We start from the raw sequence: 26,744 nt of genomic DNA on the forward strand, positions 1-26,744 counted from the left end.
CCCCTGACCCAACCTATCAGAAATCAAGGTCAGCGTAATGGGCAGGCGGGCGGAATCCCGGTACTTGGTCCGCAAGGATCGATCGGAATGCCGGGCGTGATTTGATCTTGGCGTACCAGTCCTTGACCACCTGGCTGCGGTTCCAGTCCACGTCTGAAATATAGTCCAGCGCCGACAGGTGCGCCGCAGCTGCAAAATCGGCCAAGGTCATCTGATCCCCCGCCAGCCAGCGCCGCTGATCCAGCAGCCAGGCCATGTAGTCCAGGTGGAACTTGATCGCCCGCGCGCCCTCTTTCACATTCCTGCTGTCCGGATAGCCCTGCCCGGTCATCTTCTTGTTCACCCGTTCGTACAACAGCTTCGACGTCACCTCATGGTGGAACTTGTCGTCGAACCAGTTGACCAGACGGCGCACCTCGTACCGGGCTTCGGGTTTGCGGGGCATCAGGGCGGGGTCCGGGCGGGTTTCCTCAATATATTCACAAATCGCGGTGCTTTCTGCCATGATCCGCCCATCCAGCCGCAGAACCGGGACTTTTCCGGCCGGGTTGCGACGCAGGAAATCCGGATCCTTCTCCCAATATTTCTCGGAGACCAGCTCAACCTCGATCTTCTTTTCGGCCAGCGCCAGACGGACCTTTCGGCAAAACGGGGAAAGAGGAACGTGAAACAAACGCGCCATGAGAGTCCATTCGATCCAGTGAATACCGCTCAGCAATAGCCGCTGAGCGGCAAGGGTTTCAATCCTCGAAACAATCGGCGCGGCCATCTGCGCGGATGGTGGCCGCCCCATCCAGTATCGCGGCGGCCCTCCGCCGGGTATAGACCGACGGGTCCGTCACCGATCGCGCGCGCGGCGCGGGCAGGATCGCGGCCAGGCGGGCGGCCTGCACCGGGCTCAGCTCCGCGGCGCTTACACCGAAATTGCGGCGCGCCGCAGCCTCGACTCCGAACAGCCCCTCGCCGGTTTCGGCCACATTCAGATAGACTTCGAGGATCCGCTTCTTGCTCCAGAAAATTTCGACCACCGGGGTCAGCACTGTCTCCATCGCCTTGCGGACCCAGCTGCGCCCCTGCCACAGGAACACGTTCTTCACCACCTGCTGCGTGATGGTCGAGGCGCCGCGGTTGCCGCCATCCTCCAGCGCGTCTCGGATGGCGTTCACGTCGAACCCCCAGTGCAGGCAGAAATTGGCATCCTCGGCCGCCACGGCCGCACGGGCCATGACCGGGGCAATCTCCTCGATCGGCACCCAGTCGCGCTCGACCTTGCCCAGACGGCGCCATTCCGACCAGATCGTGTGGGTGATCGGCGGGTTCACCACCGAATAGATCAACACCAGCGCCAGAAAGACGCCGGCAACCGCCAAAGCGCCGCGCACCACCCATCGCCGGATACGGGGCAGGAGCGTCCGAGTCTTTTTCGGCCGGGTCGCCTGTTTCTTTTTGCCGCTGCTCTTGCGGGCCGCTTTCTTCGCCATGGGTCCGCTATACGCCGCGCAGCCGAATTTTGGAACGGCTTTGTCAGCCGAACAGCTGCGCATCGCGTGGGCGGATGACCGGGCGCGCGGTCTTCAACGTGCCCAGATCCGCACGGTCGAGTTCGGGGAACAGATCGAAAAGCTCGCGGCAGGTATCCCGCTCGGATTGCGACAGGGCATGTCCGGGGTAATAGCTTTCGCTTCTGGCGCCATTTGCTGTCACGATCTCGTGCTGGTCGAACAACAGATGGTAATAGGTGACATCTCCACCCGCGGCTCGGGTCACGCTGGTGCCATTCACAAGGCAATGCGCCGCGATCAGGATCTCGGGATAGCCATAGAAGTACTCGGCCCGCCAGTCGTCGATCAACATTCGGTGCTGCGGCGAAACCAGTGTTTCGCGATCCAGCCCCAGAACACCGGCCGCAAACCGGATCGGTGCGGTCTTTCCGATGGCCGGCACGCAAGTCTTTCCGACCCACAGCAACGGTTTGGCACCGTTGTCGACGGTCAGAACCAGATCGCCAGCGCTCAGGTCCTGAACCGGCGTTGGGCCGTTTGGCGTCTCGATCAACGTATCGCGCGTGAAACAGGGCGGCCCCAGCTCACCGGGCACAGTCAGGGGACCTTGCGAAGAAACGAATGACGTGGACACCAATGTGCCCTGCTGCAGCACCTGCCCATCCGTCGGAGTGAACACGCGGCTGCCATCGGCCAGATAGAAGGTGATGCCGGTGTAAGTCACGTTCCCCGTGCCGGGCACGTTGACCGTGACTGTGTCGCCGGGCCACGAATTGGTAACATCCTGACCGTTGACCGAGTCATTGTCGAACCGGTCGATGTCTCCGTCATCATTCTGATCGATCAGATTGTATTTCTGGACCACCATAACAGTCCCTGCCGCAGGCGGGCTGAAGGGATCAATGATAAAAAACTGATCGAGATAGGTGGTCGGCATTCCCAAGGCTCCTGCGATTTCTGCGACCTTATCGAACGATTGGCCCGATTTCACGATGATTTTGTGGCGCAATTCGCCCATAACCCCGCCTGCGAGGGCGGTCACCCGGACGTCTGCCCGCATGAAAACAAAGAACCCGCGCGCCGGGCTACGGCGCGCAGGTCTTGTTCGGGGTCGGCCCGGGTTACTCGGCCGGAACCGCCGTCGCCTCGTGGCTGAGCGGATAGGCCAGCTTGTTCAGCATCTCTTTCGGGCAGATTTGCAGGAAATTGGCCTTTTCCACGTCCCAGTGCTGCAGGATGTCGGCGGCCTTGCGGCTGCCGGTTTCCGTGGCGTGGCGCTCGATCAGCGATTTCAGCTGCATCTCCCAATGCTCGACCGTAACGGGGCAGGTCACCAGGGTTTCCATGTTCATCAGCAGCTGCGCCTTGCCTTCGGGGTCGTACAGATAGGCCATGCCACCCGTCATCCCCGCGCCAAAGTTCGCGCCGATGTCCCCCAAGATCACCGCAACCCCGCCGGTCATGTATTCGCACCCGTTCGAGCCGCAACCCTCGACCACCACCTTGGCCCCCGAGTTGCGCACGGCGAACCGCTCGCCTGCCCGGCCAGCCGCGAACAGGTACCCGTCGGTCGCGCCGTAAAGAACCGTGTTGCCGATGATCGTGTTCCGGTCGGCCTGCAGCGGGCTGACCTGCGGCGAGCGCACGACGATGGTGCCGCCCGACAGGCCCTTGCCCACATAGTCGTTGGCGTCGCCCGACACCTCGAGCTTGAGCCCCGGCGCGGCGAAGGCGCCCAGCGACTGACCGGCTGAGCCTTGCAATTTCACATGCAGATGGTCCGGCTGGAACGTGTTGCGCATGCCGAAATTCTGCACGATGTGGCTCGAGACCCGGGTGCCCACCGTCCGGTGCGTGTTCTGCACCGCGTAAGACAGCTGCATCTTTTCGCCGTCCTTCAGGAACCGCGCCGCGTCGCGCACGATTTCGGCGTCCAGCGTGTCGGGCACCTCGTTGCGGGGCTTGTCGCGGTCATAGACGATGTTCTGGGCGCCATCGACGGTGATCAGCAGCGGATTCAGGTCCAGATCGTCCAGATGCGCCGACCCGCGGCTGACCTGCGCCAACAGATCGGCCCGACCAATGATCTCGTCCAGCGACCGGGCGCCGATGCTGGCCAGAATCTCGCGCACTTCCTGCGCGTAGAAGGTGATCAGGTTAACCACCTTGTCGGCATTGCCGGTGAACTTGGCGCGCAGGGATTCGTCTTGCGTACAGACGCCCACTGGGCAGGTGTTCGACTGGCACTGGCGCACCATGATGCAGCCCATCGCGATCAGGGCGGCGGTGCCGATGCCGTATTCCTCGGCCCCCATCATCGCGGCCATGACGATGTCGCGCCCGGTGCGCAGGCCGCCATCGGTCCGCAGGGTCACCCGGTCGCGTAGGTTGTTCATCGCCAGAACCTGATGCGCCTCGGTCAGGCCCATTTCCCACGGCAGGCCGGCATATTTGATGCTGGTCGCGGGCGACGCGCCCGTGCCGCCATTGTGGCCCGAGATCAGGATGATGTCGGCCTTGGCCTTGGCCACCCCGGCGGCAATCGTGCCGACGCCCGAGGACGCCACCAGTTTCACAGTCACCTTGCAGCGCGGGTTGATCTGTTTCAGGTCATAGATCAGCTGCGCCAGATCCTCGATCGAGTAGATGTCGTGATGCGGCGGCGGCGAGATCAGGGTCACGCCCTTGGTCGAGTGACGCAGGCGCGCGATCAGATCGGTGACCTTCATGCCGGGCAGCTGGCCGCCCTCGCCGGGCTTGGCGCCCTGGGCCACCTTGATTTCCAGCTCTTCGCAGTGGTTGAGGTATTCGGCGGTCACGCCGAACCGGCCCGAGGCCACCTGCTTGATCTTGGCCGAGGGGTTGTCGCCATTCGGCTCGGGCACGAAATGTGCGGGATCTTCCCCACCTTCACCCGAGTCGGATTTGGCACCGATCCGGTTCATCGCCACGTTCAGCGTCTTGTGCGCCTCGGGGCTGAGCGCGCCCAGCGACATGCCCGGCGTGACGAACCGCTTGCGGATCGAGGTGATCGACTCGACCTCCTCGATCGGGATCGGCTTGCCCAGCGGTTTGAAATCCATCAGGTCGCGCAGGTGGATCGGCGGGTTCGCCTGCATCTTGGCCGAATACTGCTTCCACAGCTCGTACGAGGCGCGGTTGCAGGCCATCTGCATCATGTGCATCGAGGTCGCTTCCCACGCATGGGTCTCACCGGATTTGCGGGCCTTGTAGAACCCACCGATGGGCAGAACGTCCAGGCCGCTCTCCCAGCCCTTGGCGTGGATTTCCTCGGCCTTGGCCTGAATGCCGGTGACGCCGATACCGGAAATCCGGCTGGTCATGCCAGGGAAATATTCAGCCACCATGGCGCGGCTCAGTCCCACGGCCTCGAAATTCAGGCCGCCGCGATAGGACGAGATCACCGAGATGCCCATCTTGGCCATGATCTTCAGCAGGCCCTGGTCGATCGCCTCGCGGTAACGCGCGACGTTTTCGGTCAGGCTGCCTTCCAGCAACCCGCGTTCGATCCGGTCGGCGAGCGAATCCTCGGCCAGATAGGCGTTGACCACGGTCGCGCCACAGCCGATCAGCACCGCGAAATAATGCGGGTCGATGCATTCCGCCGAGCGTACGTTCAACGAACAGAAGGTCCGCAGACCCTGACGGATCAAGTGCGAATGAACCGCGCTGGTGGCCAAGATCATCGGCATCGCCACTTTGCCGGGGCCGGAATACTGATCGGTCAGAACCAAGTGACCCGCGCCCGAGCGCACGGCCTCCTCCGCCTCGGCGCGGATTCGCGCCAGCGCGGCGCTCAGCGCGCCGGGACCCGGTTCGAAGGTACAGTCGATCTCGGCCAGCGGCGCATCGAAATTCGCCACCAGTTCTTCCCACTGAGCATTGCCGACAAAGGGGCTTTCCAGCACGATGATCTCGGTCTGGCTGCTGTCCTCGTCCAGCACGTTCTTGAGGTTGCCGAACCGTGTCTTCAGCGACATCACACGGTATTCGCGCAGGCTGTCGATCGGCGGGTTGGTCACCTGGCTGAAATTCTGGCGGAAGAAATGGCTGAGCGGTCGGTACTGTTTGGACAGAACCGCCGAGGGCGTATCGTCGCCCATCGAGGCGATGGCCTCTTTGCCGTCCTCGGCCATAGGGGCAAGGATCTGCTCCAGCTCTTCGACCGTGTAGCCCGCCGCGATCTGGCGCTTGCGCAGCTCTTCACCGGTGAACAGCGGCTTTTCGGCGACCTTCGCCAGCTTTTCGTCCAGATCGTTGATCTTGCTGACCCATTCGCCGAACGGCAGGGCCGCGGCCAGCTTGTCTTTGATCTGCTTGTCGCGATACAGCTTGCCCTTTTTCATATCGACGGCCAGCATCTGGCCCGGACCCAGCGCGCCTTTCTCGACAACGCTGGCCTCGTCGATCGGGACCATGCCCGCCTCGGACCCGGCGATCACCAGACCGTCGCCGGTGACCACATAGCGCATCGGGCGCAGGCCGTTGCGGTCCAGCCCGGCGCAGACCCAGCGGCCATCGGTCATGGCCAGCGCGGCGGGGCCGTCCCACGGCTCCATCACCGAGTTGCAATAGGAATACATGTCGCGCCAGGACTGCGGCAGTTCCACCGCCTGTTTCGACCAGCTTTCCGGCACCAGCATCGTCTTTGCCATCGGGGCCGAGCGGCCCGCGCGCACCAGAACCTCGAACACCGAGTCTAGCGCCGCCGAATCCGACGATCCGCCTGCGATGATCGGCTTGATGTCTTCGGCATAGTCGCCAAAGGTTGCCGAGGCCATGCGGATCTCGTGGCTTTTCATCCAGTTGATGTTGCCCTTCAGCGTGTTGATCTCGCCATTGTGGGCCAGCATGCGGAATGGCTGCGCCAGCCACCATTGCGGGAAGGTGTTGGTGGAATAGCGCTGGTGATAGATCGCAAAGGCCGACTCGAAACGGTCGTCCATCAGGTCGGGGTAGAACACGGCGACCTGCTCGGCCAGCATCATGCCCTTGTAGATGATCGACCGGCAGCTGAGCGAGGCCAGGTACAGACCTGAAATCCCCGCGGCGGCGGCGGCTTTCTCGATCCGGCGGCGGATGACGTACAGCTCGCGCTCGAACGTGTCCTCGTCAACGCCCTTGGAATTCGAGATCAGGATCTGCTCGATCTCGGGCCGGGTCGCGTTGGCCTTTTCGCCCAGGCAGGTGACATCCACCGGTACGTGGCGCCAGCCATAGATGTAGTAACCCATCCGCAGAACTTCGGTTTCCACGATGGTCCGGCAGCGCTCCTGCGCGCCGAAATCGGTGCGTGGCAAAAACACCTGCCCCACAGCGATCAGCTGGTCCATCTTGGGCTCGTGCCCGGTGCGGCGGATCTGGTCATAGAAGAAGGGGGCCGGGATCTGCACATGGATGCCCGCGCCGTCGCCGGTCTTGCCGTCGGCATCCACCGCACCGCGGTGCCAGATTGCCTTGAGCGCATTGATCCCGGCCTCGACCACCTTGCGGCTTTTCTTGCCGTCAACCGAAACCACCAGGCCGACCCCGCACGAGGAATGCTCTTCCTGCTCGGAATAGAGACCGTTTTCGGCCATCCACTTGCGCTTGGCTTCCTCGGCCCGGACCCAATCGGCATCATATTTCGTCATTGGCTGTCTCCTTCTTCCGACGGGGCGTACATGGCCATGACCTCGGCTTCGGTCATCTGGCGGCGTTCACCTGCGAACGCGTAACCCTCGGGCTTCTTGTCGATGTAAAGTTCAAGTTTCAGCGTGTTGCCGGCCGCGTTGTCGAACAGGCCGGCCGCGATCTGTGTCTGGCCGTGCATCTCGCCCGGCAGCGTGATCCGGTACCACAGGGCCGAGCCGCACTCCTCGCAGAAGGCGCGTTCGGCCCAGTCTGACGAGGTGAAGGTCTTGACCGGCCCCAGCGCCGCATAGCCCGGTTGTGCCGGAAAGGTGACCAGCGCACTGCTGGTCCAGCGGCGGCACATGTCGCAATGGCAGGCACCCAGCGCGTCGCGTGCGGGGGTCGCGGTCACGGTGACCGCGCCGCACATGCATTGGCCTTGCAATTCGGGCATCCTGTCGCTCCTGTCGCTGGGCTGCGGTGTCACTCGGCCGCAAGCGCGGCCTTGCCGTTGAACCGGTCGATGATGGCCTGCGCGCAGTCACGCCCGTCGCGGATCGCCCAGACCACCAGCGAGGCACCGCGCACGATGTCACCGATGGCATAGACGCCGTCCATCTCGGTCTCGCCGGTCTCGAACGCGGCTTTGACGGTGCCCCAGCGGGTCACGGGCAGGTCGGGCTGGCCGAACAGGGTGGGCAGGTCCTCGGGCTCGAAGCCCAGCGCCTTGATGACCAGATCGGCCTCTTCGACGTAATCCGCGCCTTCGATTACTTCGGGCGTTTGGCGGCCAGTCGCGTCGGGTTGGCCCAGGCGCATCTTCTGCACTATTACACCGGTAACGCGCTCATCGCCCACGAACCCCTTGGGCGCGCTGAGCCATTCGAAGATTACGCCCTCTTCCTCGGCGTTCTGGGTTTCGCGCTGCGAACCTGGCATGTTCGCCCGGTCGCGGCGGTACAGACATTTGACTGAGGTCGCGCCTTCGCGGATCGCGGTGCGCACGCAATCCATCGCGGTATCGCCGCCGCCGATCACGACCACCTTCTTGCCCTTGGCGTTCAGGCGGCCGCTGTCATATTCCGGCACCGTGTCACCAAAGCTTTTGCGGTTCGAGGCAGTCAGGAAATCGATCGCCTTTTCGATGCCAGGCAGACCGCTGCCGGGCATGGACAGATCCCGCGACTTGTAGACGCCCGTTGCAATGATCACGGCGTCATGCTTGGCGCGGATCTCGGCGAACTTGGCCGCATCCACGTTGCAGTTCAACTCAAAGGTCACGCCACCCTCGGCCAACAGTTCGTTGCGGCGTTGAACCACGTCCTTTTCCAGTTTGAAGCCCGGAATGCCATACATCAGCAACCCGCCCGCGCGGTCATAGCGATCATAGACCGTGACCTGGATCCCGGCCCGGCGCAGCATGTCCGCCGCCGCCAGACCGCCGGGGCCGCCACCGATGATACCCACGCTTTCGGGGCGCTCGGCGGCTGGCGAGACCGGCTTGACCCAACCTTTGTCCCACGCGGTGTCGGTGATGTATTTTTCGATCGCGCCGATGGTCACCGTTCCGTGGCCGGATTGTTCAATGACGCAGTTGCCCTCGCACAGGCGGTCCTGCGGGCAGATGCGACCGCAGATCTCGGGGAAAGTGTTGGTGGCCTGGCTGGTCTGATAGGCCTCCTCCAGCCGCCCCGTTGCGGTCAGGCGCAACCAGTCGGGGATGTTGTTGTGCAGCGGGCAGTGCGACTGGCAATAGGGCACCCCACACTGGCTGCAACGGCTGGCCTGTTCGGCGGCCTTTTCCGCGGCGAACTCGGCATAGATTTCGTGGAAGTCATCCTTGCGGTCATCAGCAGCACGCTTTTGGGGCATGTCACGATCGATCTGCACGAATTTCAGCATCGGTTGCTTGGCCACGGTCAGACTCCATGAATTGGCTTGGTCGAGTTTCTTTAGGCGACAGCTTTTCGAATGAAAAGTCAACTGTACTGACCTAAATTCAAAAAAATGCTGGAAATGCGCCGTGAGCACCCAGATTTTTTTGTTTTTTATGTCCGATTCGGACCCATCTCGGCGCTTTCCTTTTCATCATGCCAGTTATACCCATTGCGGACAAAGAAAACGTGACAGCGGGCAGGTGTGCGGATGAGTCTTTTTCAGCTGATTCTGGTGGCGATCATCCAAGGTATCACCGAGTTTCTGCCGATCTCGTCCTCGGGCCACCTGATCTTGCTACCCAGCCTCACCGGGATGGACGATCAGGGCCTGGCCATCGACGTGGCGGTGCATGTGGGCACCTTGGGCGCGGTGGTTCTGTATTTCTGGAGCGACGTTAAGCTGGCCCTTGCAGGCCTGCCCTGTGCGTTGCGCGGACGCATCGACACCCCGCAATCGCGATTGGCCTTGGCCTTGATCGTGGCCACCATCCCGACCGTCATCGTCGGTGCCATCCTGCACCTGACCGGGCTCAGCAGCGCGATGCGGTCCGTGGCGGTGATCGGATGGACGATGCTGGGCTTCGGGCTGCTGCTGTACTGGATGGACCAGAAAGGCCCCCAGACCAAAGAGGCCGCCGACTGGGGGTTGCGCGATGCGGTGATCTTGGGCCTGTGGCAGGTTCTGGCGCTGATTCCCGGCACCTCGCGGTCGGGGATCTGCATCACCGGCGCGCGGCATCTGGGCTATTCCCGCGAGGACGGCGCGCGCATCGCGATGCTGATGTCGATCCCGACGATCCTCGCCTCGGGTGCTCTGCTGTCGCTGGACGTGATCGATCAGGCCGATACCCAACTGGCCAAGGACAGCGCGATTGCCGCCGTGTTCGCCTTCGTCTCGGCCCTGCTGGCGCTAAGCCTGATGATGCGGCTGTTGCGCAGCGTCAGCTTCACGCCCTATGTGATCTATCGCGTGATCCTGGGCGTTGTCCTGCTGAGCATCGCTTACGGCTGATCAGGCCCGCAGGTTTCGGGCCGAGTTCTGGATCTCGTCGTACTGTCCCGACGGGCGGAACTTCCACAGGTATTCCGGCAGCACCGATTCAAGCGTGGCCGGCTCGATCCCCAGATCGGCGAAACCCTTCGTCCCCTCCGACACGACATTGTCGCGGCGCAGATTCTTCAGTTGGTCGCGGGTCAGGATGTTGTTCGGAAACAGCTGGAAGCTGACGAATTTCACGATGTCCAGAACCCCGGCCATGATCCGCCCCACCCAGAACGGCAGGCCGATGATGATACGGCTGCGGTGGATCACCCCAAGCATCTGCTGCATCAGCTCGCGGAAGGTTTTGACCTCGGGGCCGCCCAGCTCGTAGATCCCCGGCTCGGCCTGCCCCAACACGCCCTTGATCGCGGCCTGCGCCACGTCATCCACATAGACCGGCTGGAACCGGGTGTCGGCACCGAAAATCGGCAGAAACGGCGACATCCGGGTCATTCCCGCGAACCGGTTGAAGAACTGATCCTCGGGCCCGAAGATCACCGAGGGCCGCAGGATGACGGCGTCGGGCATATGGGTAAGAACGCCGGCCTCGCCCTGCGCCTTGGTGCGCGCGTATTCGCTGTCGGAATCGGGATCCGCGCCTATGGCCGAAATATGCACCATCCGCTTGATTCCCTGCTGCGCGGCCAGACGCGCGATCCGCTCGGCCCCTTCGGCCTGCACCGCCTCAAAGCCGTTCTTACCCAGATCGTTCAGAACACCGACGCAGTTCACCACCGCATCCGCGCCCCGCATTGCATTTGCTACCGAAGCGTCGTCGCGGATGTTGCACAGGATCGGCTCGACCTGCCCCACGACGCCATAGGTCTTGACGAAAATGGCCTCGTTCGGGCGCCGAACCGCGACGCGGACGCGCCACCCCTCATTCGCCATGCGCCGCGCGACATAGCGACCGACGAATCCCGATCCACCGAAAATCGTGACCAGTTTGGACATGACAGCGCTCCTACTGTGTGGGTCTTGATGTGATCTAACGTCCGCAAGCGCTGCAAACAAGGCGCAATAACGCCGCGCAAGCGACGAAAACCCCGCATTTGGCCCAGGGGTCCCGAACCGATTTCGGCGGCGGCAAAAAAACTTTCAAAAATCTGTTCGAATCCTGTTGACGCCCCCCGCGACTAGGCTTAAACGCCCCTCCACGACACCTGCCCAGGTGGCGGAATTGGTAGACGCGCTAGCTTCAGGTGCTAGTGTCCGTATGGACGTGGAGGTTCGAGTCCTCTCCTGGGCACCATAACTTTCAGTCAAGCAATTGAATTTTATAAGTTTTTCTAGCTAGGTTGTCGCTCTATCCACCCTAATATCCACCCTTTCTTGTGCGCTGCCTGTTTTTTCTTAGCGCATGTTAAGGATTCGTAAGGTTGATACTTGTTGGTGTTGATTAGTATTGAATTGGGGAAACGCGAATAGGGTGGGTTGTACGGTTTTCCGACAAAGGTTTGCACAGTTTCGATGCCCCCCCCGAGGACTTTGCGGATCGTTGCAGATTCACCTTGGCACATTGATGCCGCTGGGGGCGGTCACATCATCAATGCCGGGTTTGGTCAAAAACGCTCATCTAGCGGACTAGAGTCGGCACTGATGTTTCGCGGCTCAGCGTTTAGAATTTAGTGTTTGCGTTGTTAGAAAACCGGCCAATGCGCCTCAGCCCAAACATACCAAGCAATGCACCGAACAGAAGAACGCCACTTGCAGGCAAAGGGACCGGTGCGATAACCGGTGTCACGTTAAGGTTATCAGCCCAAAATTCGCCACACCACTCCTCACACCAAACTAACCCTGGTGTAACTGCGTCTACTCCAAAGCTCGAACCAAAGAAGCTCTGTGCTGATGCCGGAATGTTGAGGCTAAGGATTAGACTATCTAGGCGCCGAAATGATTTTGAGAACTTGATCGTTGTCCAATCCGTTGGCCCAGCAAACTGTGTTGCGACTACCTGATTATTTCGTACCCCTTGAAAGGTTAAAGACGCGGGGGGGGCGATTCCAGATGTGGCCCAAGAATAGATATCACTTGGGTCACTTGGTTTCGGTCCGCTGCCAGCCTTATTGACGAGAGAGAAGCCTCGAACATCCATTGTGTGAGGCGTAAACCTTGTACTATTTTGCGGTCGGATTTTTGTACTCAATAAGCCACTATCATCGTGCAGTTGCACAAAAAGCCCGGCTGCGTAGGCGTAGCTTCCATCATAAAGAAAACCTTGGCTTTCAGCCAAATAATCTGCTCCCGGAACTGTACCCGGTCCGATGACATTCCCATCGAAAGTGACTGTCAAAGCTTGCGCTTGACCAGCAAACATCAATGCAGCAACGGCGGTGAAAAGTCTCATCCTCGCCCCCAAAATTGAACAAAATATATCGAAAATGCTAACAAATGAACTTTCAAAACGCAATTAACCACGGTTCTGGAAGTGTCTAACAGTGAAAACCAACTTAATCAAAGCCTATGGCTAGATGTATATGTGTCCGGGTTTCTGTGACGCCGTTCGGGCTGATTTCCGGTTTGGCGTCACAGTATTCAGGACGGGTTTGGCTCAACCAAGGTCAATCACCGCTCCACCGTCACAATCATTGTGACGCGGTGTCCTGTTTTTTGTGCGGGGCTTTTGTTTTTGCCGCCAGGACATGAACCGCTTTTCGGCGGGTTTGCCATCACGGGTTGGTAGTTCGCCCAGCGCCCAGACCGATGCCTTGCCGATGCCAGACGGGCCAAGGTGCGGGGCTTGGGTCATGGTGATGAAGCCGCGTTCCTGAAGTTCCCGGAACCACGGGCCAACCGTATTGCGATGGACGTTCAACGCCGTCGCCGCGTCACGATGGCTTAGATAGATATCGCCGTTGTTCGATCCGTTGTAACGGCGTTTCAGTTCGATGTAGAGCGCCCTCGGCCCAGGTGACAGGGTTGCCCATGCCTCGGACGCTTGCAGCCATTCTGGAAGCTGGACATGCCGCCCAGCCCCCCTTTTGTATCGCTTGTAGGGCTTTGCCATTATTTGCGCCCCTTTTGGGCCAGCAGAGCCAGCCAGACGCGCACAGCGACAATCTGATCGGGGCAACCGCCCAGCGTCAGCCAAGCGGCCTCTGTGGCGGCTCCTGCGCCCTTGCGGGCCATGATTTGCCACGTCTTGCCATTGCGGGTCAGCTTGAAGTCATCTGCCATCACCGCGCCTCCCCATAGGCAAGAGCCGCGACCAAGCGCGCCTGGGCTTCTGACAGACCAAAACGCCGACGAAGATGAATAATGCGCAAGCGGTCCATCATGCAGCCTCCCCATCGCTGAGACTGCGCGCGGATCTGGGGAAGCGCAGGGCCGTCCGGTCAAAGCCCGGTCGCATCGAGTAGTAGGCGACGTTCTCCGGCCCTCGGTATTCGGCCTGGATCGGCCAGCCGTATTCGGATTTCAAGCGATGGACGATTGCGCCCAACCGCCAGCCGCGCACTTCGCGGATTTCAGTTTTGTGTGAGATTGTGCGCCCGTCCAGAAGTGCCTTGCACGTCCAGAAAACTTGGCTCTGACTTGAATACCATTGATTATTGCTCATGGCCGTTGCTCCTTTTCACAGTTGAGCAAACAAGGCGCTGGGCGTATGGTGCAGACGTTCCCGCAAAGAACATTCCCGCCCCACGCCCAGACGCCAGGTCTGGGTGGGGTGGGTCTTATTGCCCATGTGCCGCGATTGCGGCGTCTATCTCGGCTTCGGCCCAATACAGGCGCGAACCGATCTTCACGGGCTTGGGCAAGCGGCCCAATTCCACGTCACGGTAGATGGTGGTGCGGCCTCGGCCACCGAGTTTTTCTTGAAGGTCGCGGAAGGTGAGATAACGCATTTTGGTGCTCCATCGTATTTGATGGACCCAAAATGAATGCTGCAAATTCGGATTGGTTCACCACTTATACCTGAATTCTGCGCCTGAATTGGTTACATTGGTCAGCGCACGGACAGCTGACCGGGCGCTGGGAACCTTCGCGCCAGGCTTAAAAGTGGAGTACAGTTCGTCCAGCATATCTTGCAGTAATCGTCCGAATGGGCCGGGCGCATCAGCATGAATTGTGGTTGGCGCAGGTGCGTCTGTAACTTTTCCCCAAAAACCGGAGAGGCTACCGGCAAGCGCAGCGGCTTGCCAATCGACGCGTTTGTCAATGGCGCGCGCTTCCAAAAAGCGCTGCAAGATTTCAATATTTTTTATTGCTTGGGAGATAGGACTGTTGTTGACCTTCGGAGTTAGACCAACTCTCCGGATCCGACGTTGTTCCATCTCACTGAGTGCAACAAAAATCGGTCCACTTAAGCGCCGTGTTGACGCGCTAGCTGCACGTAGATGCTTAAGGGTGATTTCAAGCTGTGCCAGGTCTGTTTTTCTTGACGCGAAATCAAATGCTTCCCTGCCGTGCTCGAAATGCCCCACAATTGCGGCGCATGTAATTCTTTTGCCGGAAGAATCCATGAGCAGATAGGTGTTCGGCACCGGATTGAAATGACTATCCAGAATATGCGCGAGGCGATCCGTCAGCTTCAAAAGATCTACAGTCAAGATTTCACCACTTGAGGCCGAGATGCACAGGGGTTAGGTACCAAGCAATTGCATTGCCCATCGTTCCACTAGAATTACGCGATGCTCAAGATAATCCGTCCGCCGATAACTCCGCTCGACAGCACCGCCAACGGTATGGCCCAGCGCCGTCTCTGCCACTTCGTGCGGGGTATTGGTCGCCTCGGCAATCCAATCGCGGAAACTGGATCGAAACCCGTGCGGACGCTCCACCAAGCCGCGCCGCTCCATAAGTTTGCTCATGGTCATGTCGGATATCACGCCCTTTCGGACGCCCGGAAACAGATAGCCGTCTCTCGCAAACGGAGTGGCCTCAGCAATCACCCTTTGGGCCTCTTGCGACAACGGCACCCGAAAATCGCTGGTCGCGCCCTTGCGGCCTTTCATGGCCTCTGCCGGTATGGTCCAGATATCGCCGTCGATCTGGTCTAGGTGCAGGTGACGCAAAGGATAGCTGCGCACCGCCGTCAGTATCAGAAGGCGCAGCGCCAGTTCAACCGTCGTGCCGCCATCCAAGGATTGATAGAACGCGGGCACATCCTGCCACGGCATGGCCGGGATGTTGGTCGCCTTGTGCCGCTGCTTGCCCAATAGGGCTTTGGCCTTTTCCGTCGCCTGCAGATCCACATCCAAGCCCAGCGCCGCCGCATGGCGCATACAGATAGACAGACGGTTCATGGCTTTGCGCGCCGTATCGGCCTTGGTGTGCCAGATCGGAGCAAGGGTGTCGCGAATGTCGCGCTGGTCAATCTGCGATACGGGCATTTTGCCCAGCTTCGGCAAGACGTGCAGTTCCAAGGGGCTGAACCAACGCCCAGCCTTCCCGTCGCCTTTCAGTTCGGCCTTGCGGCTTTCAAAGGCGTCCTTGGCGATATCGGCCAGAATGTTCAGATTGCGTTCCGCTTCACGGCTCTGGCGTTCCCGCTCCTTGATGGCGTCTTTGCCATCCCGAACCACCGCCTGCCACTTCTCGGCTTCTTGTCGCGCCGCCTTCAACGAAACCGCCGGGAAGCTGCCAAGCCCCATTTCATGCCGCCGCCCGAACAGTGTGTAGCGCAGAAACCATTGCGCGCCGCCATCGTGCCGCTTGTGAAACCATAGACCGCCCCCGTCCGAATACTTGCCTGGGGCTTTGGCCTTGAGTTCGGCGCTGGAAAGCTTGTGCTTTGGCCGTGCCATTTTCTGTCCACCTCTCTATCCACCCCTAGATATGGGGTATGGTGGGGCAGAATGAAACAACCTGAAACAAAGATTCCTATATTTTATTGGTATTTACTGCGATACTGATGTTTCGTGGTACCCCAAGATATAGGAATTCGATGCCTCTCCTGGGCACCATTCCCCTATAATGAAAAATATCCCAAAACGCGGTATTGCCGCAAGCTGTCTTGATGTGGCCACACAGGCTTGTTGATCGGGAAAGCATTGTTCTATCGGACTGGCGGCTCAAAATGCGCTGATCGAACCGGACACGGGCCGAGCCCGCCACACCGTCATGGTAGTGGGGGTGGGTCTGAAGGGTTCCGGAGCCTGATTGCCTCCAGTGACGCGATCCGGGGCGACGTGTCAAATCAGGGGGTGACGGGGAGTGGATGGCGAGCCGGTAGGGCACAGGGTGAAGACTCCCAGGCCATTGTTTTTAAGTTATATTCTCTGCGGAAAGCCGGCTACCGCATCACCCAGCCAACCACCTTGCGCGCACTAATTCGTTCTTTTGCGCATACTTCTGGCTATTTTGGCACAACATTTTGATTTTTATGGCGACCCCGGCAGGATTCGAACCTGCAACCTGCCCCTTAGGAGGGGGCTGCTCTATCCAATTGAGCCACGGGGCCGCGCGGCGCCTTCTCTAGCCGGGTTTTTCCCGCTTGTCATGACCTTTGCACAACAGTTGAACAGATTGCCCCGTTCGCGCTAGCATCGGGGGCAAACAACAATGCAGGTATCCCCGGTGACAACAGAAACGAAACGCCCGCTTACCCTCCGTGATGTCTCTGAAGCGTCCGGTGTGTCGGAAATGACGGTCAGCCGGGTCCTGCGCAATCGGGGCGATGTGTCCGAGGCCACCCGAACCCGGGTTCTGGCCGCCGCGAAAGAGCTGGGGTACGTGCCCAACAAGATCGCCGGTGCACTGGCCTCGAGCCGGGTGAACCTGGTGGCGGTGATCATCCCGTCGCTGTCGAACATGGTCTTCCCCGAGGTGCTGACCGGCATCAACCAGGTGCTCGAGGATACCGAGCTGCAGCCCGTGGTCGGCGTCACCGACTATCTGCCGGAAAAAGAGGAGAAGGTTCTGTACGAGATGCTCTCGTGGCGTCCCTCGGGCGTGATCATCGCCGGGCTGGAACACACCGAGGCCGCGCGGGCCATGCTGGATTCGGCGGGCATTCCGGTGGTCGAGATCATGGATACAGACGGCAAGCCTGTGGACGCGATGGTGGGCATTTCGCATCGCCGGGCCGGGCGCGAGATGGCGCAGGCGATCCTGAAGGCCGGGTATCAGCATATCGGCTTCATGGGCACCAAGATGCCGTTGGACCACCGCGCGCGCAAACGGTTCGAGGGCTTCACCGAAGTTCTGGGCAAACACGGAATCGAGATCGAGGACCGAGAGTTCTATTCCGGCGGTTCGGCCCTGGCCAAGGGACGCGAGATGACCAAAGCCATGCTCGAACGCTCCCCGGATCTGGATTTCCTGTATTACTCCAACGACATGATCGGCGCAGGCGGGCTGCTGTACCTGCTTGAGCAAGGTATCGATGTGCCCGGGCAGATCGGTCTGGCCGGATTCAACAACGTTGAACTGCTGCAGGGTCTGCCGCGCAAGCTGGCGACGATGGATGCCTGCCGATTGGAAATCGGGCGCAAGGCGGCCGAAATCATCGCCGCCAAGCGGGCCGATCCCGACGCCGAGATCGAGACCCGCATCACCCTTACGCCCAAGATCAGCTATGGCGACACGCTCAAGCGGCGCTGAGGCACCCGCGCGACCCCGGCTGGACAACCGAACCGCCCGTGCGTTGTTCATGGACCGCCACGTGCTGGCGGAACAACCCGCGGTTCCGGCCAAGGGGCCCGATCTGCTGCACCTGATCCACCGGCTGGGGTTCGTGCAGCTCGACAGCATCAACACCGTTGCCCGCGCTCATGACATGATCCTGTTCTCGCGCCGCCCGTCCTATCGGCCGAACGACCTCAAACGCCTGTACGAGCGCGACCGCGACCTGTTCGAACACTGGACCCACGACGCCGCCGTAATCCCGATGGCGTTCTATCCGCATTGGCATCTGCGCTTCCAGCGCGACGCCGAGATGCTGCGGGCCCGCTGGCGCAACTGGCGGCGCGACGGGTTCGAACAGCAGTTCGAGACCGTGCTGCGGCACATCCGCGACCACGGTCCGGTATGCTCGGCCGATCTGGGTCAGGAGGAGAAAAAGAGCTCGGGCGGCTGGTGGGATTGGCACCCCTCGAAAACGGCGCTGGAATACCTGTGGCGCTCGGGCGCGCTGACGGTGGTGGGGCGCCGAGGGTTTCAAAAGCAATACGACCTGACCGAGCGCGTGATCGATGCCCATCTATGCCCCGGCGTGATGGAGTGCGACCATCACGCGACGGTGGACTGGCTGTGCCGCGCGGCGCTCGACCGGTTGGGCTTTGCCACCTCGGGCGAACTGGCCGCCTTTTGGGATACGGTCACCCCTGCCGAGGCGAAAGAGTGGTGCAAACAGGCTCTGACACGGGGTGATCTGCAGGAAATCGAGGTGGAATGTGCCGATGGTCGAATGCGCCGCGTGTTTGCGCGGCCCGATCTGACGGACCGGGCTGCCGACCCTGCCCCCGCGCCGGGACGGATCCGCGTGCTCAGCCCGTTCGACCCGATGCTGCGCGACCGCACCCGCGCCCAACGCCTGTTCGGCTTCCACTATCGGATCGAGGTCTTCGTGCCCGAGGCCAAACGCACCTATGGGTACTACGTCTTTCCGCTGCTCGAGAAAGACCGTCTGATCGGACGGATCGACATGAAGGCCCATCGCGACGAAGGCACCTTGCGGGTCCGCGCCCTGTGGACCGAGCGCGGGGTCCGGTGGTCGCACCCCCGCACCCGGCGGCTCGAGGCCGAGCTGGACCGGGTGCGCCGTTTTGCCGGGCTGGATCGGGTCGCTTTTGACGCAGACTGGCTTCGCGCGCCTGTTTGAGCAGCTGAAAACCCTTTCTTAGGGTCTATTCCGCCGGCCCGAGGGTTAGGCGGATGGGGTCCAGCCCGTCGATACCGCCGGTCAGCACGTCTCCGGCGACAACCGGGCCGACACCGGCGGGCGTTCCGGTCAGGATCAGGTCGCCGGGCCGCAGGTGATAGAACCGGGACAGGTGCATGACGATCTCGTCGATCTGCCAGATCAGTTCGGACAAGGTGGCGTCCTGCCGGACCTCACCGTTGACGCTCAGATGGATGCGAATGTCATCTGTCGCCGCCCAATCGGCGGCTCGGGTCAGCGGTGCGAAGACCGCGCCGTTTTCCACATCCTTGCCCAGATCCCAGGGGCGCTGCTTGTTGCGCTCGCGGATCTGCAGGTCGCGCCGTGTCATGTCCAGCGCGCAGCAATATCCGAACACGGCATCCCAAGCCTGCTGCGACGTCGCCTGAAACACCGGGCGACCGATGGCCAAGGCCAGTTCCATTTCGTGATGATAATTCTCGGTTCCCGGCGGGTAAGGCACGGTCTGCCCGGTCAGAGTGGCGTTCTGCGGGGACTTGGTGAAATAGAACGGCGCCTCACGGTCGACCTCGTTTCCCATCTCGGCCGCATGGGCGGCATAGTTCCGGCCGACGCAAAAGATGCGCCCAACCGGATAGGTGGTATCTTCGCCTGATACAGGGATCGCCAAGGGGTCGGGCAGGGAAAACAGAGGTCGGGTCATGGCGTGTCCGTTTGTGGCCGTTGCCCGCAGCATAGACACCACACCCGGACGTTCAAGCATTCCGGGCAGTGGTGCGCGAGGGGCTGTTCGGAATTTCGATTGACCTGCGCCGCAGTGTGTCCATCACTGGCGCGGAAAAGATGCAAAGAAATAGGTGACCGATGGAATGGAGTGAATTCTCGGACTGGGGCAAGCGGGTGGCCGAATGGGCACAGCATTATCACCAGACCGTCGGCGATCACCCCGTGCGCGCCCGGACCCGGCCGGGCGACGTGCTGAACGCCCTGCCCCCCGCCCCGCCCGAAACCGGCGAGCCGATCGAGGGGATATTCGAGGATTTCGAGCGGATCGTGATGCCCGGCATCACTCATTGGCAGCATCCGCGCTTCTTCGCCTATTTCAACTCGAACGCCTCGGCGCCGTCGGTGCTGGCCGAGTTTCTGGCCAGCGCGATCGCCCCGCAATGCATGTTGTGGCAAACCTCGCCCGCGGCGACCGAGATGGAAACCCGGATGATGGACTGGCTGCGGCAGGCGCTGGACCTGCCCGAAGGGTTTGCCGGTGTGATCCAGGATTCGGCCTCCTCGGCCACGCTGGCCGCCGTTCTGACCATGCGGGAAAAGGCGCTGAACTGGCAGGGCAACCGTCAGGGCCTGTTCGGGCAGAAACCCTTGCGCGTCTATTGCTCGTCCGAGGTGCACACATCGGTCGACCGCGCCATCTGGGTCGCCGGGATCGGGCAGGACAACCTGGTGCGTGTCCCGATCAAGGGTGACTGGCGCGGCATGGACCCGGCGGCGCTCGAGGCCACGATCCGGGCCGATCTGGACGCCGGCCTTCACCCCGCGGGGGTGATCCTGTGCGTCGGCGGCACCGGAACCGGCGCGACCGATCCGGTGGATGAGTGCCTGAAAGTCGCGCAGAAATACGGGCTGTACACGCATGTGGATGCGGCCTGGGCCGGGTCGGCGATGATCTGCCCCGAATACCGCCACTATTGGCCGGGGATCGACCGGGCCGACAGCATCGTTTTCAACCCGCACAAATGGTTGGGGGTTCAGTTCGACTGCTGCGCGCATTTCCTGAAAAACCCCGACGATCTGGTGCAGACGCTGGCGATTAGCCCCGAATACCTGAAAACCCATGGCCAGGACGGGATCATCAATTATTCGGAATGGTCGGTGCCGCTGGGCCGCCGGTTCCGGGCGCTTAAACTGTGGTTCGTGATCCGCGCCTACGGGCTGGAAGGGCTGCGCGCGCGGCTGCGCAACCACGTCAACTGGTCGGGCGACCTGCATGACCGGCTGGCGGCCGAGCCGGATTTCCGGATCGTCACCCCGCCCATGTGGTCCCTTTGGACCTTTCGCTATGAGCCACCCGGCACCGCGGATCTGGACGACCTGAACCTGCGGCTGGTCAACGCCATCAACGATGACGGCCGCATCTATCTGACCCAGACCCGAGTCGATGGCGACATCGTCATCCGCTTTCAGGCCGGCCAGTTCGAAACCACCGAGGAGGACGTCCGGATGGCCTTTGACGTTATCACCCAAATCGCCCGCACCTTGCCCACACCCCCGAAGGAGGACAACTGATGCCCGCCCCCAAAAACCCGTTCAAACAGGCTCTGACACAGGGCGAAATGCAGATTGGCTGCTGGATGAGTTTTGCCGAGCCCGTCACCGCCGAAATCATGGGAACCGCCGGGTTCGACTGGCTGGTGATCGATGGCGAACATGCCCCAAACGACATCCGCTCGATCCGCGATCAGCTGATGGCGCTAGCCAACAGCCGCTCGCACCCGGTGGTGCGGGTGCCCGTGGGCGAGACCTGGCTGATCAAGATGGTGCTGGATGCCGGCGCCCAGACCGTTCTGGTGCCGATCGTCGAAAGCGCCGACCAGGCGCGCGAACTGGTGCGTGCCTGCCGCTATCCGCCGACAGGCGCGCGCGGCGTCGGGGCGGCGGCGTCGCGGGCAACGATGTACGGTCAGGTCGGCGACTATGTGCAGACCGCCGATGACGAGATCTGCCTGCTGGTGCAGGTGGAGAACCGGGCTGGCCTGGCCGCGCTGGACGAGATCCTGCAGGTCGAGGGTGTGGATGGTGTGTTCATCGGCCCGGCCGATCTGTCCACCGACATGGGATACAAGGGCGACAGCACCGCGCCCGAGGTCCGCTCGGCCATCGCCGATGCGCTGAAACGGATCCGGGCCGCAGGCAAGGCGCCTGGCATTCTGGGTACCAATGACGAAGCGGTTCAGACCTATCGCGACATGGGCGCGCAGTTTCTGGCGGTCGGCATCGACGTGATGCTTCTGGCGCAGGCGGCGCGCGGGCTGGCCGCGAAGTGGAAGGCCTAGAGCCGGCTCAACCCCGCATCGCGGCGGCAGCCCGTGCATAGCCGCCCGAGGCGCCATCGACGAAATGCACATGATCGTCGCGGGTGGCGGCGGGGACGACGCAGGTCATCATCGCCTCGTGCTGGGAATGGATGCCGTACCGAACCTTGCCGCGCCCGCGCGCATCGTCGAGCAGCCGGGTGATCCGCGACAGGGTCTCGCCGTCGCAATCCAGCGTCATCTTCAACCCGTCATCGAATTTGCGGAAATCCGCATTTCGGCTGACCATGGTCTTGTAGTGGCCCGGCTCAAACTCGCCCAGTCTCTTGCCCGTTTTGAACAACAGCCAGATCAGCAGGTTCTGTACCAGCAGCGCGGCCTTGCGCACCGCCAGGTTGCGCCCCGCGCGCGAGACATGAGCATCGAGCGCCAGCCCCGGCGGCGGCCATTTCATTGGCGGTCCTCCAGCCGGCACGGGATGACCCGCGCGCTCCAGCGCCTCGGCGGCGGACAGGACCGATTGGGCCAAATCGGCAAAATCGCGTTCGGTCGCGCGGGCGGTCGGCTGGATGACCAGCGACACGATCTGCCCGTGCCGCGCCGGGCTGTTGGACCAGCGGCAGGACAGGCCCGTCAGGTCGGGCTGCGCCTCGGGCCCGGCGGGCGGAACCTCGTACCGACCGGCCTTCATCTGCGCCTCGGCCCAGGCCAGCCCGCCGCCGGTGAACATAGCGTAGTCCACCCCTGAGGACGGCGCATGGCGTGCCACCCGCAGGTCGTGCCCTGCCGCGCGCAGGTCGGACACGGGCACCAGGGCCGCGCGCAGGGCGATGTCGAACTCGGCCGCGGCCCAGCTGCGCAGCGCCGCCAGCGTGGCGCGTGCCTTGGATTCGTGTTCGGGCGCGACGGCGAATCCGGCCCCGTCGCCGCCGAATACATACGGGAAATTCTGACCGCCCAGCGCGTTGATCATACCCGAGATCACCGCCGCACCCACCGTGTTCACGGTTTTGTAGCGGCCACGGGCGATTTCGCCGGTCGAGTCCACGATATCGGCCACGCCGACGATCCAACCGTCCGGGACCGGCGTGAACCGCGCCGGGTCGGACAGGGCAAGAAAATCGCGCGTGACGGGAATCCGGTCATAGAATCCCAGATCGGCGTCTTTCATCGTCCCTCCCATTACCTCAAGATCATGTTAGCGCAGTCCGCGTGCCTGTCCCGACATTGCAACATATCACACGCGCTTGTGCATGGCATCGGGACGTGCCAAGCATCCTGCCAAAGCGGACGTTAGGGAGACTGACATGCAGGCAGGTTTGGTGATCTTGTGTCTGGCCTATGTCCTCAGCCAGTTCTTCCGCGCGTTCCTTGCGGTTCTGACCGCCGATCTGGCCCGCGACATCGGCGCCACGCCCGAGGATCTGGCTTGGGCCTCGGGCCTGTGGTTTCTGGTCTTTGCGGCCATGCAGATCCCGGTGGGCTGGGCGCTGGACCGGGTTGGCCCGCGGCAGACGGCGGCGGTTCTGCTGCTGATCGGCGGCGCGGGTGGGGCCGCGGTGTTCGCGCTGGCCACGACGCCCCTGCACGTGGCGTTGGCGATGGCGTTGATCGGGGTCGGGTGTTCGCCGGTTCTGATGGCCTCGTATTTCATCTTTGCCCGCGAGTATCCGCCCGCGAAATTCGCGACCCTGGCCGCGGTGATGCTGGGCGTGGGGTCGGTTGGCAACCTCGTAGCTTCGTATCCCACGGCGCTGGCGGTCGAGCTAATGGGCTGGCGCGCGACGCTGGCCGGGCTGGCCGCGATCTCGGGCGCGGTGGCCGTGGGCATCTGGGTCACGGTTAAAGACCCCGCGCGGGTGGTGTCAGAGCAGAAGGGTTCGGTTTTGGACCTGCTGCGCGAGCCAGCTCTGTGGGCGATTTTGCCGTTGATGCTGGTGGCCTATGCGCCCTCGGCCGCGCTGCGGGGGCTGTGGGCCGGCCCCTATCTGCTGGACGTGTTCGGGCTGAGCGCCACCCAGATCGGGCAGGCCACGCTGGTCATGGGCGCCGCGATGATCGCGGGCACCTTTGTCTATGGGCCGCTGGACCGGCTGCTGAACACCCGCAAATGGGTGATCTTCGGCGGCAACGCGCTGGCGGTACTGGCGCTGGGGCTGTTGGGGCTGTGGGTCGCGGACGCCGTCTGGCTGTCGGTTCTGCTGATGTCGCTGATCGGGTTTCTGGGGGCATCCTTCCCGGTGATCATGGCGCATGGGCGCGCCTTCATCCCGGCGCACCTGGTGGGGCGCGGCGTGACCCTGCTGAACCTGTTCGGGATCGGCGGCGTGGGGCTGGCGCAATTCGCCACCGGCCGCATCCATGCGGCGACGGTGGACATGGGACCAACCGCACCCTACACAGCGATATTCGCCTTCTTTGCCGCCACGCTGGCGATCGGCTGCGTGATCTACCTGTTCAGCCTTGACAGCATGGAGTGAGACCCCGCCGGAGCGCATCCCGTGAAAGACCCCGTTGTCCTTGCCCCCAACCTGAAACGCCGCCTGTCGGGCGTGACCGCCACGATCGCACGGCTGGTGCCGTTGCAGGCGCAGTGGATCGACATCGCCGCCACCGGCCCGGGCCTGCCTGAGGACATCCCGCACATCCCGCTGGGCCACCTGCCCTTTCTGTCGCGCAAGACGCTGCGGGTCTGGCACGCCCGCCGCAACACCGAGATGCTGCTGGGCCTGATCCTGCGCGACCTGCTGCGGCTGCGGCTGAAACTGCTGTTCACCAGCGCCTCGCAGCGGGCGCATACGGGCTATACCAAGTGGCTGATCGGCAAGATGGACGCGGTGGTGGCCACCTCACGCAAGACGGCCGAATACCTCGAGCGGGACGCGCAGGTGATCATGCACGGGATCAATCTGCAGGATTTCACCCCTCCGCAGGACAAGGCGGCGCTGCGCCAGAAGCTGGGGCTGCCCGACGGGTTGCTGCTGGGTTGTTACGGGCGCATCCGGCACCAGAAAGGCACCGACGCTTTCGTGGATGCCATGATCGGGCTGTGTGGGCAGTTCGACGACGTGTCAGGCATCGTCATGGGGCGGGCCACGGAAAAGCATGTGGGCTTTCTGAACGACCTGAAGGCCAAGGTGGCCGAGGCCGGCCTGTCCGACCGCATCCTTTTCAAGCCCGAGGTCACCGTGGACAGGATCGCCCAATGGTACCAGGTGCTGGACCTGTTCATCGCCCCCCAACGCTGGGAGGGGTTCGGACTGACCCCCCTCGAAGCGATGGCCTGCGGCGTGCCCGTGGTGGCCACCGATGTGGGTGCGTTTTCCGAGATCGTGACCGACCCCGCGTTGGGTCGGGTGGTGCCTCCGGGCGACATTCCGGCGCTGGCCGCAGCCGCGGCCGAGATGTTGGCGGACCGTGATTCCCTGGCCCGCGCGGGTCAGGCCGCCCGCGCCCATGTTGAACGGAATTTCGACATCAACGGCGAGGCGCAGGCGCTTGTTGCGCTCTATCGACGGCTGCTGGCCGGCTGAGGTGCCGCAAAACTGCGTCAAACGGTCAATTCCGCCGCGAAGACCCTTTTTTCTTTTCGGTTTCGCGGCTATGAACGCGCGTCCTTAATTCAGGAGACTAGACATGGGCTATCGCGTCGTTGTCGTCGGCGCCACGGGGAACGTGGGCCGCGAAATGCTGAACATCCTGGCCGAGCGCCAGTTCCCGGTTGACGAAATCGCCGCTCTGGCGAGCCGCCGTTCGCTGGGCACCGAGGTCAGCTTTGGCGACAAGACACTCAAGACCCAGGATCTGGACACGTTCGATTTCACCGGCTGGGACATGGCGCTGTTCGCCGTGGGCTCGGCCGCGACTAAGGATTACGCCCCCAAGGCGGCGGCCGCGGGCTGCGTGGTGATCGACAACTCGTCGCTCTATCGCTACGACCCCGAGATCCCGCTGATCGTTCCGGAAGTGAACCCGCAGGCGATCCACGACTACAAGAACAAGAACATCATCGCCAACCCCAACTGCTCGACCGCGCAGATGGTGGTGGCGCTGAAGCCGTTGCATGACCGCGCCAACATCAAGCGCGTCGTGGTCTCGACCTATCAGTCGGTCTCGGGCGCCGGCAAGGAGGGCATGGACGAGCTGTGGGACCAGACCAAGGCCGTCTACAACCCGATCAACGATGTGCCGCCGAAGAAGTTCACCAAGCAGATCGCCTTCAACGTCATTCCGCATATCGACGTCTTCATGGAAGACGGCTCGACCAAGGAAGAGTGGAAGATGGTCGCCGAAACCAAGAAGATCGTCGATCCGTCGATCAAGCTGACCGCCACCTGCGTGCGCGTGCCGGTCTTCGTGGGCCATTCCGAGGCGATCAACATCGAGTTCGAGGAATTCCTGGACGAGGACGAGGCCCGCGACATCCTGCGCGAGGCCCCCGGCCTGATGGTGATCGACAAGCGCGAGGACGGTGGATACGTCACGCCGGTCGAATGCGCGGGCGATTTCGCCACCTTCATCAGCCGCATCCGTCAGGATTCGACCGTGGAAAACGGCCTGAACCTGTGGTGCGTATCGGACAACCTGCGCAAGGGCGCAGCCCTGAACGCCGTCCAGATCGCCGAGCTGCTGGGCCGCGAGGTTCTGAAAAAGGGCTGACATCCGGCCCTGATGCAATTGCAAGGCCGCCTCCGCCGAGGCGGCCTTGCGTGTTTTCGGGACGGGCGCCCGTGGGCAGCCATTATTGTGGCAGCGGGTCTGGACGCGAGGCGGGTCAGAGCGCATATCCTGACCTGACCG

Annotated in this window: 24 protein-coding genes and 2 tRNA genes; 9 read left to right on the forward strand and 17 right to left on the reverse strand. The window is 62.2% G+C overall.

What is annotated here, in order from left to right:
• Positions 1–16: 16 nt before the first annotated feature.
• The 6 genes from fzlA to AC2FNS_RS14095 all read right to left on the reverse strand — a co-directional run bounded on the left by fzlA (position 17) and on the right by AC2FNS_RS14095 (position 9,053).
• On the reverse strand, positions 17–682 hold the full coding sequence (gene fzlA, locus AC2FNS_RS14070; RefSeq protein WP_496683184.1) for an FtsZ-binding protein FzlA: 666 nt from the start codon (positions 680–682) through the stop codon (positions 17–19).
• 58 nt (positions 683–740) lie between these two features.
• Positions 741–1,481, reverse strand: coding sequence for a monofunctional biosynthetic peptidoglycan transglycosylase (mtgA, locus tag AC2FNS_RS14075; RefSeq protein ID WP_496683186.1), 741 nt, complete (start codon positions 1,479–1,481; stop codon positions 741–743).
• A 43-nt stretch (positions 1,482–1,524) separates the two neighbouring features.
• Positions 1,525–2,439 carry a Hint domain-containing protein gene (locus AC2FNS_RS14080; protein WP_496712471.1) on the reverse strand — a complete coding sequence of 305 codons (915 nt, stop codon included), beginning with the start codon at positions 2,437–2,439 and terminating at the stop codon, positions 1,525–1,527.
• A gap of 184 nt (positions 2,440–2,623) precedes the next feature.
• Positions 2,624–7,156, reverse strand: coding sequence for a glutamate synthase large subunit (gltB, locus tag AC2FNS_RS14085; RefSeq protein WP_496712472.1), 4,533 nt, complete (start codon positions 7,154–7,156; stop codon positions 2,624–2,626).
• Positions 7,153–7,590 carry a GFA family protein gene (locus tag AC2FNS_RS14090; protein WP_005979708.1) on the reverse strand — a complete coding sequence of 146 codons (438 nt, stop codon included), beginning with the start codon at positions 7,588–7,590 and terminating at the stop codon, positions 7,153–7,155. Before AC2FNS_RS14090 ends, gltB begins: the two co-directional genes overlap by 4 nt.
• Before the next feature lie 29 nt (positions 7,591–7,619).
• Positions 7,620–9,053: an NAD(P)-dependent oxidoreductase gene (locus AC2FNS_RS14095; protein WP_496712474.1), complete on the reverse strand. Its 1,434-nt coding sequence runs from the start codon at positions 9,051–9,053 to the stop codon at positions 7,620–7,622.
• A gap of 228 nt (positions 9,054–9,281) precedes the next feature.
• Between AC2FNS_RS14095 and AC2FNS_RS14100 the strand changes: the two genes are divergently transcribed.
• The gene (locus AC2FNS_RS14100) at positions 9,282–10,085 is read left to right on the forward strand and encodes an undecaprenyl-diphosphate phosphatase (protein WP_496680929.1); all 804 of its coding nucleotides are present in this window, start codon (positions 9,282–9,284) and stop codon (positions 10,083–10,085) included.
• Here the strand turns inward: AC2FNS_RS14100 and AC2FNS_RS14105 are convergent, their stop codons facing one another.
• The gene (locus AC2FNS_RS14105) at positions 10,086–11,069 is read right to left on the reverse strand and encodes a complex I NDUFA9 subunit family protein (protein ID WP_496712476.1); all 984 of its coding nucleotides are present in this window, start codon (positions 11,067–11,069) and stop codon (positions 10,086–10,088) included.
• A 211-nt stretch (positions 11,070–11,280) separates the two neighbouring features.
• Between AC2FNS_RS14105 and AC2FNS_RS14110 the strand changes: the two genes are divergently transcribed.
• A tRNA-Leu gene (locus AC2FNS_RS14110) sits at positions 11,281–11,367 on the forward strand.
• Between the two features lie 366 nt (positions 11,368–11,733).
• Here AC2FNS_RS14110 and AC2FNS_RS14115 read toward each other — a convergent pair.
• The 8 genes from AC2FNS_RS14115 to AC2FNS_RS14150 form a co-directional block, all read right to left on the reverse strand.
• Complete coding sequence (locus AC2FNS_RS14115; protein ID WP_496803887.1) at positions 11,734–12,462, reverse strand: VPLPA-CTERM sorting domain-containing protein; 729 nt, start codon at positions 12,460–12,462, stop codon at positions 11,734–11,736.
• 204 nt (positions 12,463–12,666) lie between these two features.
• Positions 12,667–13,122 carry a helix-turn-helix domain-containing protein gene (locus AC2FNS_RS14120; RefSeq protein ID WP_496803888.1) on the reverse strand — a complete coding sequence of 152 codons (456 nt, stop codon included), beginning with the start codon at positions 13,120–13,122 and terminating at the stop codon, positions 12,667–12,669.
• A complete protein-coding gene (locus AC2FNS_RS14125; RefSeq protein WP_496803889.1) occupies positions 13,122–13,292 on the reverse strand; it encodes a hypothetical protein in 171 nt (56 codons plus the stop codon). Before AC2FNS_RS14125 ends, AC2FNS_RS14120 begins: the two co-directional genes overlap by 1 nt.
• A gap of 97 nt (positions 13,293–13,389) precedes the next feature.
• Complete coding sequence (locus AC2FNS_RS14130; RefSeq protein WP_496803890.1) at positions 13,390–13,674, reverse strand: hypothetical protein; 285 nt, start codon at positions 13,672–13,674, stop codon at positions 13,390–13,392.
• 115 nt (positions 13,675–13,789) lie between these two features.
• The gene (locus tag AC2FNS_RS14135) at positions 13,790–13,960 is read right to left on the reverse strand and encodes a helix-turn-helix transcriptional regulator (RefSeq protein WP_093963843.1); all 171 of its coding nucleotides are present in this window, start codon (positions 13,958–13,960) and stop codon (positions 13,790–13,792) included.
• A gap of 57 nt (positions 13,961–14,017) precedes the next feature.
• Complete coding sequence (locus AC2FNS_RS14140; protein WP_496803891.1) at positions 14,018–14,665, reverse strand: hypothetical protein; 648 nt, start codon at positions 14,663–14,665, stop codon at positions 14,018–14,020.
• Between the two features lie 33 nt (positions 14,666–14,698).
• Positions 14,699–15,862, reverse strand: a complete 1,164-nt coding sequence (locus AC2FNS_RS14145) for a tyrosine-type recombinase/integrase (protein WP_496803892.1) — start codon at positions 15,860–15,862, stop codon at positions 14,699–14,701.
• Positions 15,863–16,441: 579 nt separating this feature from the next.
• A tRNA-Arg gene (locus AC2FNS_RS14150) sits at positions 16,442–16,518 on the reverse strand.
• A gap of 116 nt (positions 16,519–16,634) precedes the next feature.
• On the opposite strand from AC2FNS_RS14150, the gene AC2FNS_RS14155 reads away from it, so the two are divergent.
• Both AC2FNS_RS14155 and AC2FNS_RS14160 read left to right on the forward strand, forming a co-directional pair.
• Positions 16,635–17,660 (forward strand): LacI family DNA-binding transcriptional regulator, encoded by a 1,026-nt coding sequence (locus AC2FNS_RS14155; RefSeq protein ID WP_496687741.1) that lies wholly within the window; start codon positions 16,635–16,637, stop codon positions 17,658–17,660.
• Positions 17,635–18,879, forward strand: a complete 1,245-nt coding sequence (locus AC2FNS_RS14160) for a winged helix-turn-helix domain-containing protein (protein WP_496710982.1) — start codon at positions 17,635–17,637, stop codon at positions 18,877–18,879. Before AC2FNS_RS14155 ends, AC2FNS_RS14160 begins: the two co-directional genes overlap by 26 nt.
• Before the next feature lie 25 nt (positions 18,880–18,904).
• On the opposite strand, the gene AC2FNS_RS14165 is transcribed toward AC2FNS_RS14160, so the two are convergent.
• Positions 18,905–19,603, reverse strand: a complete 699-nt coding sequence (locus tag AC2FNS_RS14165; protein ID WP_496710983.1) for a fumarylacetoacetate hydrolase family protein — start codon at positions 19,601–19,603, stop codon at positions 18,905–18,907.
• Between the two features lie 161 nt (positions 19,604–19,764).
• On the opposite strand from AC2FNS_RS14165, the gene AC2FNS_RS14170 reads away from it, so the two are divergent.
• The gene (locus AC2FNS_RS14170) at positions 19,765–21,198 is read left to right on the forward strand and encodes a pyridoxal phosphate-dependent decarboxylase family protein (RefSeq protein WP_496797715.1); all 1,434 of its coding nucleotides are present in this window, start codon (positions 19,765–19,767) and stop codon (positions 21,196–21,198) included.
• The gene (locus tag AC2FNS_RS14175; RefSeq protein WP_496687753.1) at positions 21,198–21,965 is read left to right on the forward strand and encodes an HpcH/HpaI aldolase family protein; all 768 of its coding nucleotides are present in this window, start codon (positions 21,198–21,200) and stop codon (positions 21,963–21,965) included. The genes AC2FNS_RS14170 and AC2FNS_RS14175 overlap by 1 nt, the downstream gene beginning before the upstream one ends.
• A gap of 7 nt (positions 21,966–21,972) precedes the next feature.
• On the opposite strand, the gene AC2FNS_RS14180 is transcribed toward AC2FNS_RS14175, so the two are convergent.
• Positions 21,973–23,115 carry a DUF3095 domain-containing protein gene (locus AC2FNS_RS14180; RefSeq protein ID WP_496680989.1) on the reverse strand — a complete coding sequence of 381 codons (1,143 nt, stop codon included), beginning with the start codon at positions 23,113–23,115 and terminating at the stop codon, positions 21,973–21,975.
• 136 nt (positions 23,116–23,251) lie between these two features.
• Between AC2FNS_RS14180 and AC2FNS_RS14185 the strand changes: the two genes are divergently transcribed.
• The 3 genes from AC2FNS_RS14185 (at position 23,252) to AC2FNS_RS14195 (ending at position 26,603) form a co-directional block, all read left to right on the forward strand.
• Positions 23,252–24,424: an MFS transporter gene (locus tag AC2FNS_RS14185; protein ID WP_496710985.1), complete on the forward strand. Its 1,173-nt coding sequence runs from the start codon at positions 23,252–23,254 to the stop codon at positions 24,422–24,424.
• A gap of 21 nt (positions 24,425–24,445) precedes the next feature.
• Positions 24,446–25,477, forward strand: coding sequence for a glycosyltransferase family 4 protein (locus tag AC2FNS_RS14190; protein WP_496797767.1), 1,032 nt, complete (start codon positions 24,446–24,448; stop codon positions 25,475–25,477).
• Positions 25,478–25,580: 103 nt separating this feature from the next.
• Positions 25,581–26,603: an aspartate-semialdehyde dehydrogenase gene (locus AC2FNS_RS14195; protein WP_496803893.1), complete on the forward strand. Its 1,023-nt coding sequence runs from the start codon at positions 25,581–25,583 to the stop codon at positions 26,601–26,603.
• The last annotated feature ends 141 nt before the right edge of the window (positions 26,604–26,744 follow it).

The organism is Ruegeria sp. BHSA191 (assembly GCF_059613325.1).

What these genes read in the sequence shown, in the direction of transcription:
- fzlA (WP_496683184.1), bottom strand. Translation starts at nt 682, where the DNA reads ATGGCGCGTTTGTTTCACGTTCCTCTTTCCCCGTTTTGCCGAAAGGTC.
- mtgA (WP_496683186.1), bottom strand. Translation starts at nt 1,481, where the DNA reads ATGGCGAAGAAAGCGGCCCGCAAGAGCAGCGGCAAAAAGAAACAGGCG.
- AC2FNS_RS14080 (WP_496712471.1), bottom strand. Translation starts at nt 2,439, where the DNA reads ATGCCGACCACCTATCTCGATCAGTTTTTTATCATTGATCCCTTCAGC.
- gltB (WP_496712472.1), bottom strand. Translation starts at nt 7,156, where the DNA reads ATGACGAAATATGATGCCGATTGGGTCCGGGCCGAGGAAGCCAAGCGC.
- AC2FNS_RS14090 (WP_005979708.1), bottom strand. Translation starts at nt 7,590, where the DNA reads ATGCCCGAATTGCAAGGCCAATGCATGTGCGGCGCGGTCACCGTGACC.
- AC2FNS_RS14100 (WP_496680929.1), top strand. Translation starts at nt 9,282, where the DNA reads ATGAGTCTTTTTCAGCTGATTCTGGTGGCGATCATCCAAGGTATCACC.
- AC2FNS_RS14105 (WP_496712476.1), bottom strand. Translation starts at nt 11,069, where the DNA reads ATGTCCAAACTGGTCACGATTTTCGGTGGATCGGGATTCGTCGGTCGC.
- AC2FNS_RS14115 (WP_496803887.1), bottom strand. Translation starts at nt 12,462, where the DNA reads ATGAGACTTTTCACCGCCGTTGCTGCATTGATGTTTGCTGGTCAAGCG.
- AC2FNS_RS14120 (WP_496803888.1), bottom strand. Translation starts at nt 13,122, where the DNA reads ATGGCAAAGCCCTACAAGCGATACAAAAGGGGGGCTGGGCGGCATGTC.
- AC2FNS_RS14125 (WP_496803889.1), bottom strand. Translation starts at nt 13,292, where the DNA reads ATGGCAGATGACTTCAAGCTGACCCGCAATGGCAAGACGTGGCAAATC.
- AC2FNS_RS14130 (WP_496803890.1), bottom strand. Translation starts at nt 13,674, where the DNA reads ATGAGCAATAATCAATGGTATTCAAGTCAGAGCCAAGTTTTCTGGACG.
- AC2FNS_RS14135 (WP_093963843.1), bottom strand. Translation starts at nt 13,960, where the DNA reads ATGCGTTATCTCACCTTCCGCGACCTTCAAGAAAAACTCGGTGGCCGA.
- AC2FNS_RS14145 (WP_496803892.1), bottom strand. Translation starts at nt 15,862, where the DNA reads ATGGCACGGCCAAAGCACAAGCTTTCCAGCGCCGAACTCAAGGCCAAA.
- AC2FNS_RS14160 (WP_496710982.1), top strand. Translation starts at nt 17,635, where the DNA reads ATGGCGACACGCTCAAGCGGCGCTGAGGCACCCGCGCGACCCCGGCTG.
- AC2FNS_RS14165 (WP_496710983.1), bottom strand. Translation starts at nt 19,603, where the DNA reads ATGACCCGACCTCTGTTTTCCCTGCCCGACCCCTTGGCGATCCCTGTA.
- AC2FNS_RS14170 (WP_496797715.1), top strand. Translation starts at nt 19,765, where the DNA reads ATGGAATGGAGTGAATTCTCGGACTGGGGCAAGCGGGTGGCCGAATGG.
- AC2FNS_RS14175 (WP_496687753.1), top strand. Translation starts at nt 21,198, where the DNA reads ATGCCCGCCCCCAAAAACCCGTTCAAACAGGCTCTGACACAGGGCGAA.
- AC2FNS_RS14180 (WP_496680989.1), bottom strand. Translation starts at nt 23,115, where the DNA reads ATGAAAGACGCCGATCTGGGATTCTATGACCGGATTCCCGTCACGCGC.
- AC2FNS_RS14185 (WP_496710985.1), top strand. Translation starts at nt 23,252, where the DNA reads ATGCAGGCAGGTTTGGTGATCTTGTGTCTGGCCTATGTCCTCAGCCAG.
- AC2FNS_RS14195 (WP_496803893.1), top strand. Translation starts at nt 25,581, where the DNA reads ATGGGCTATCGCGTCGTTGTCGTCGGCGCCACGGGGAACGTGGGCCGC.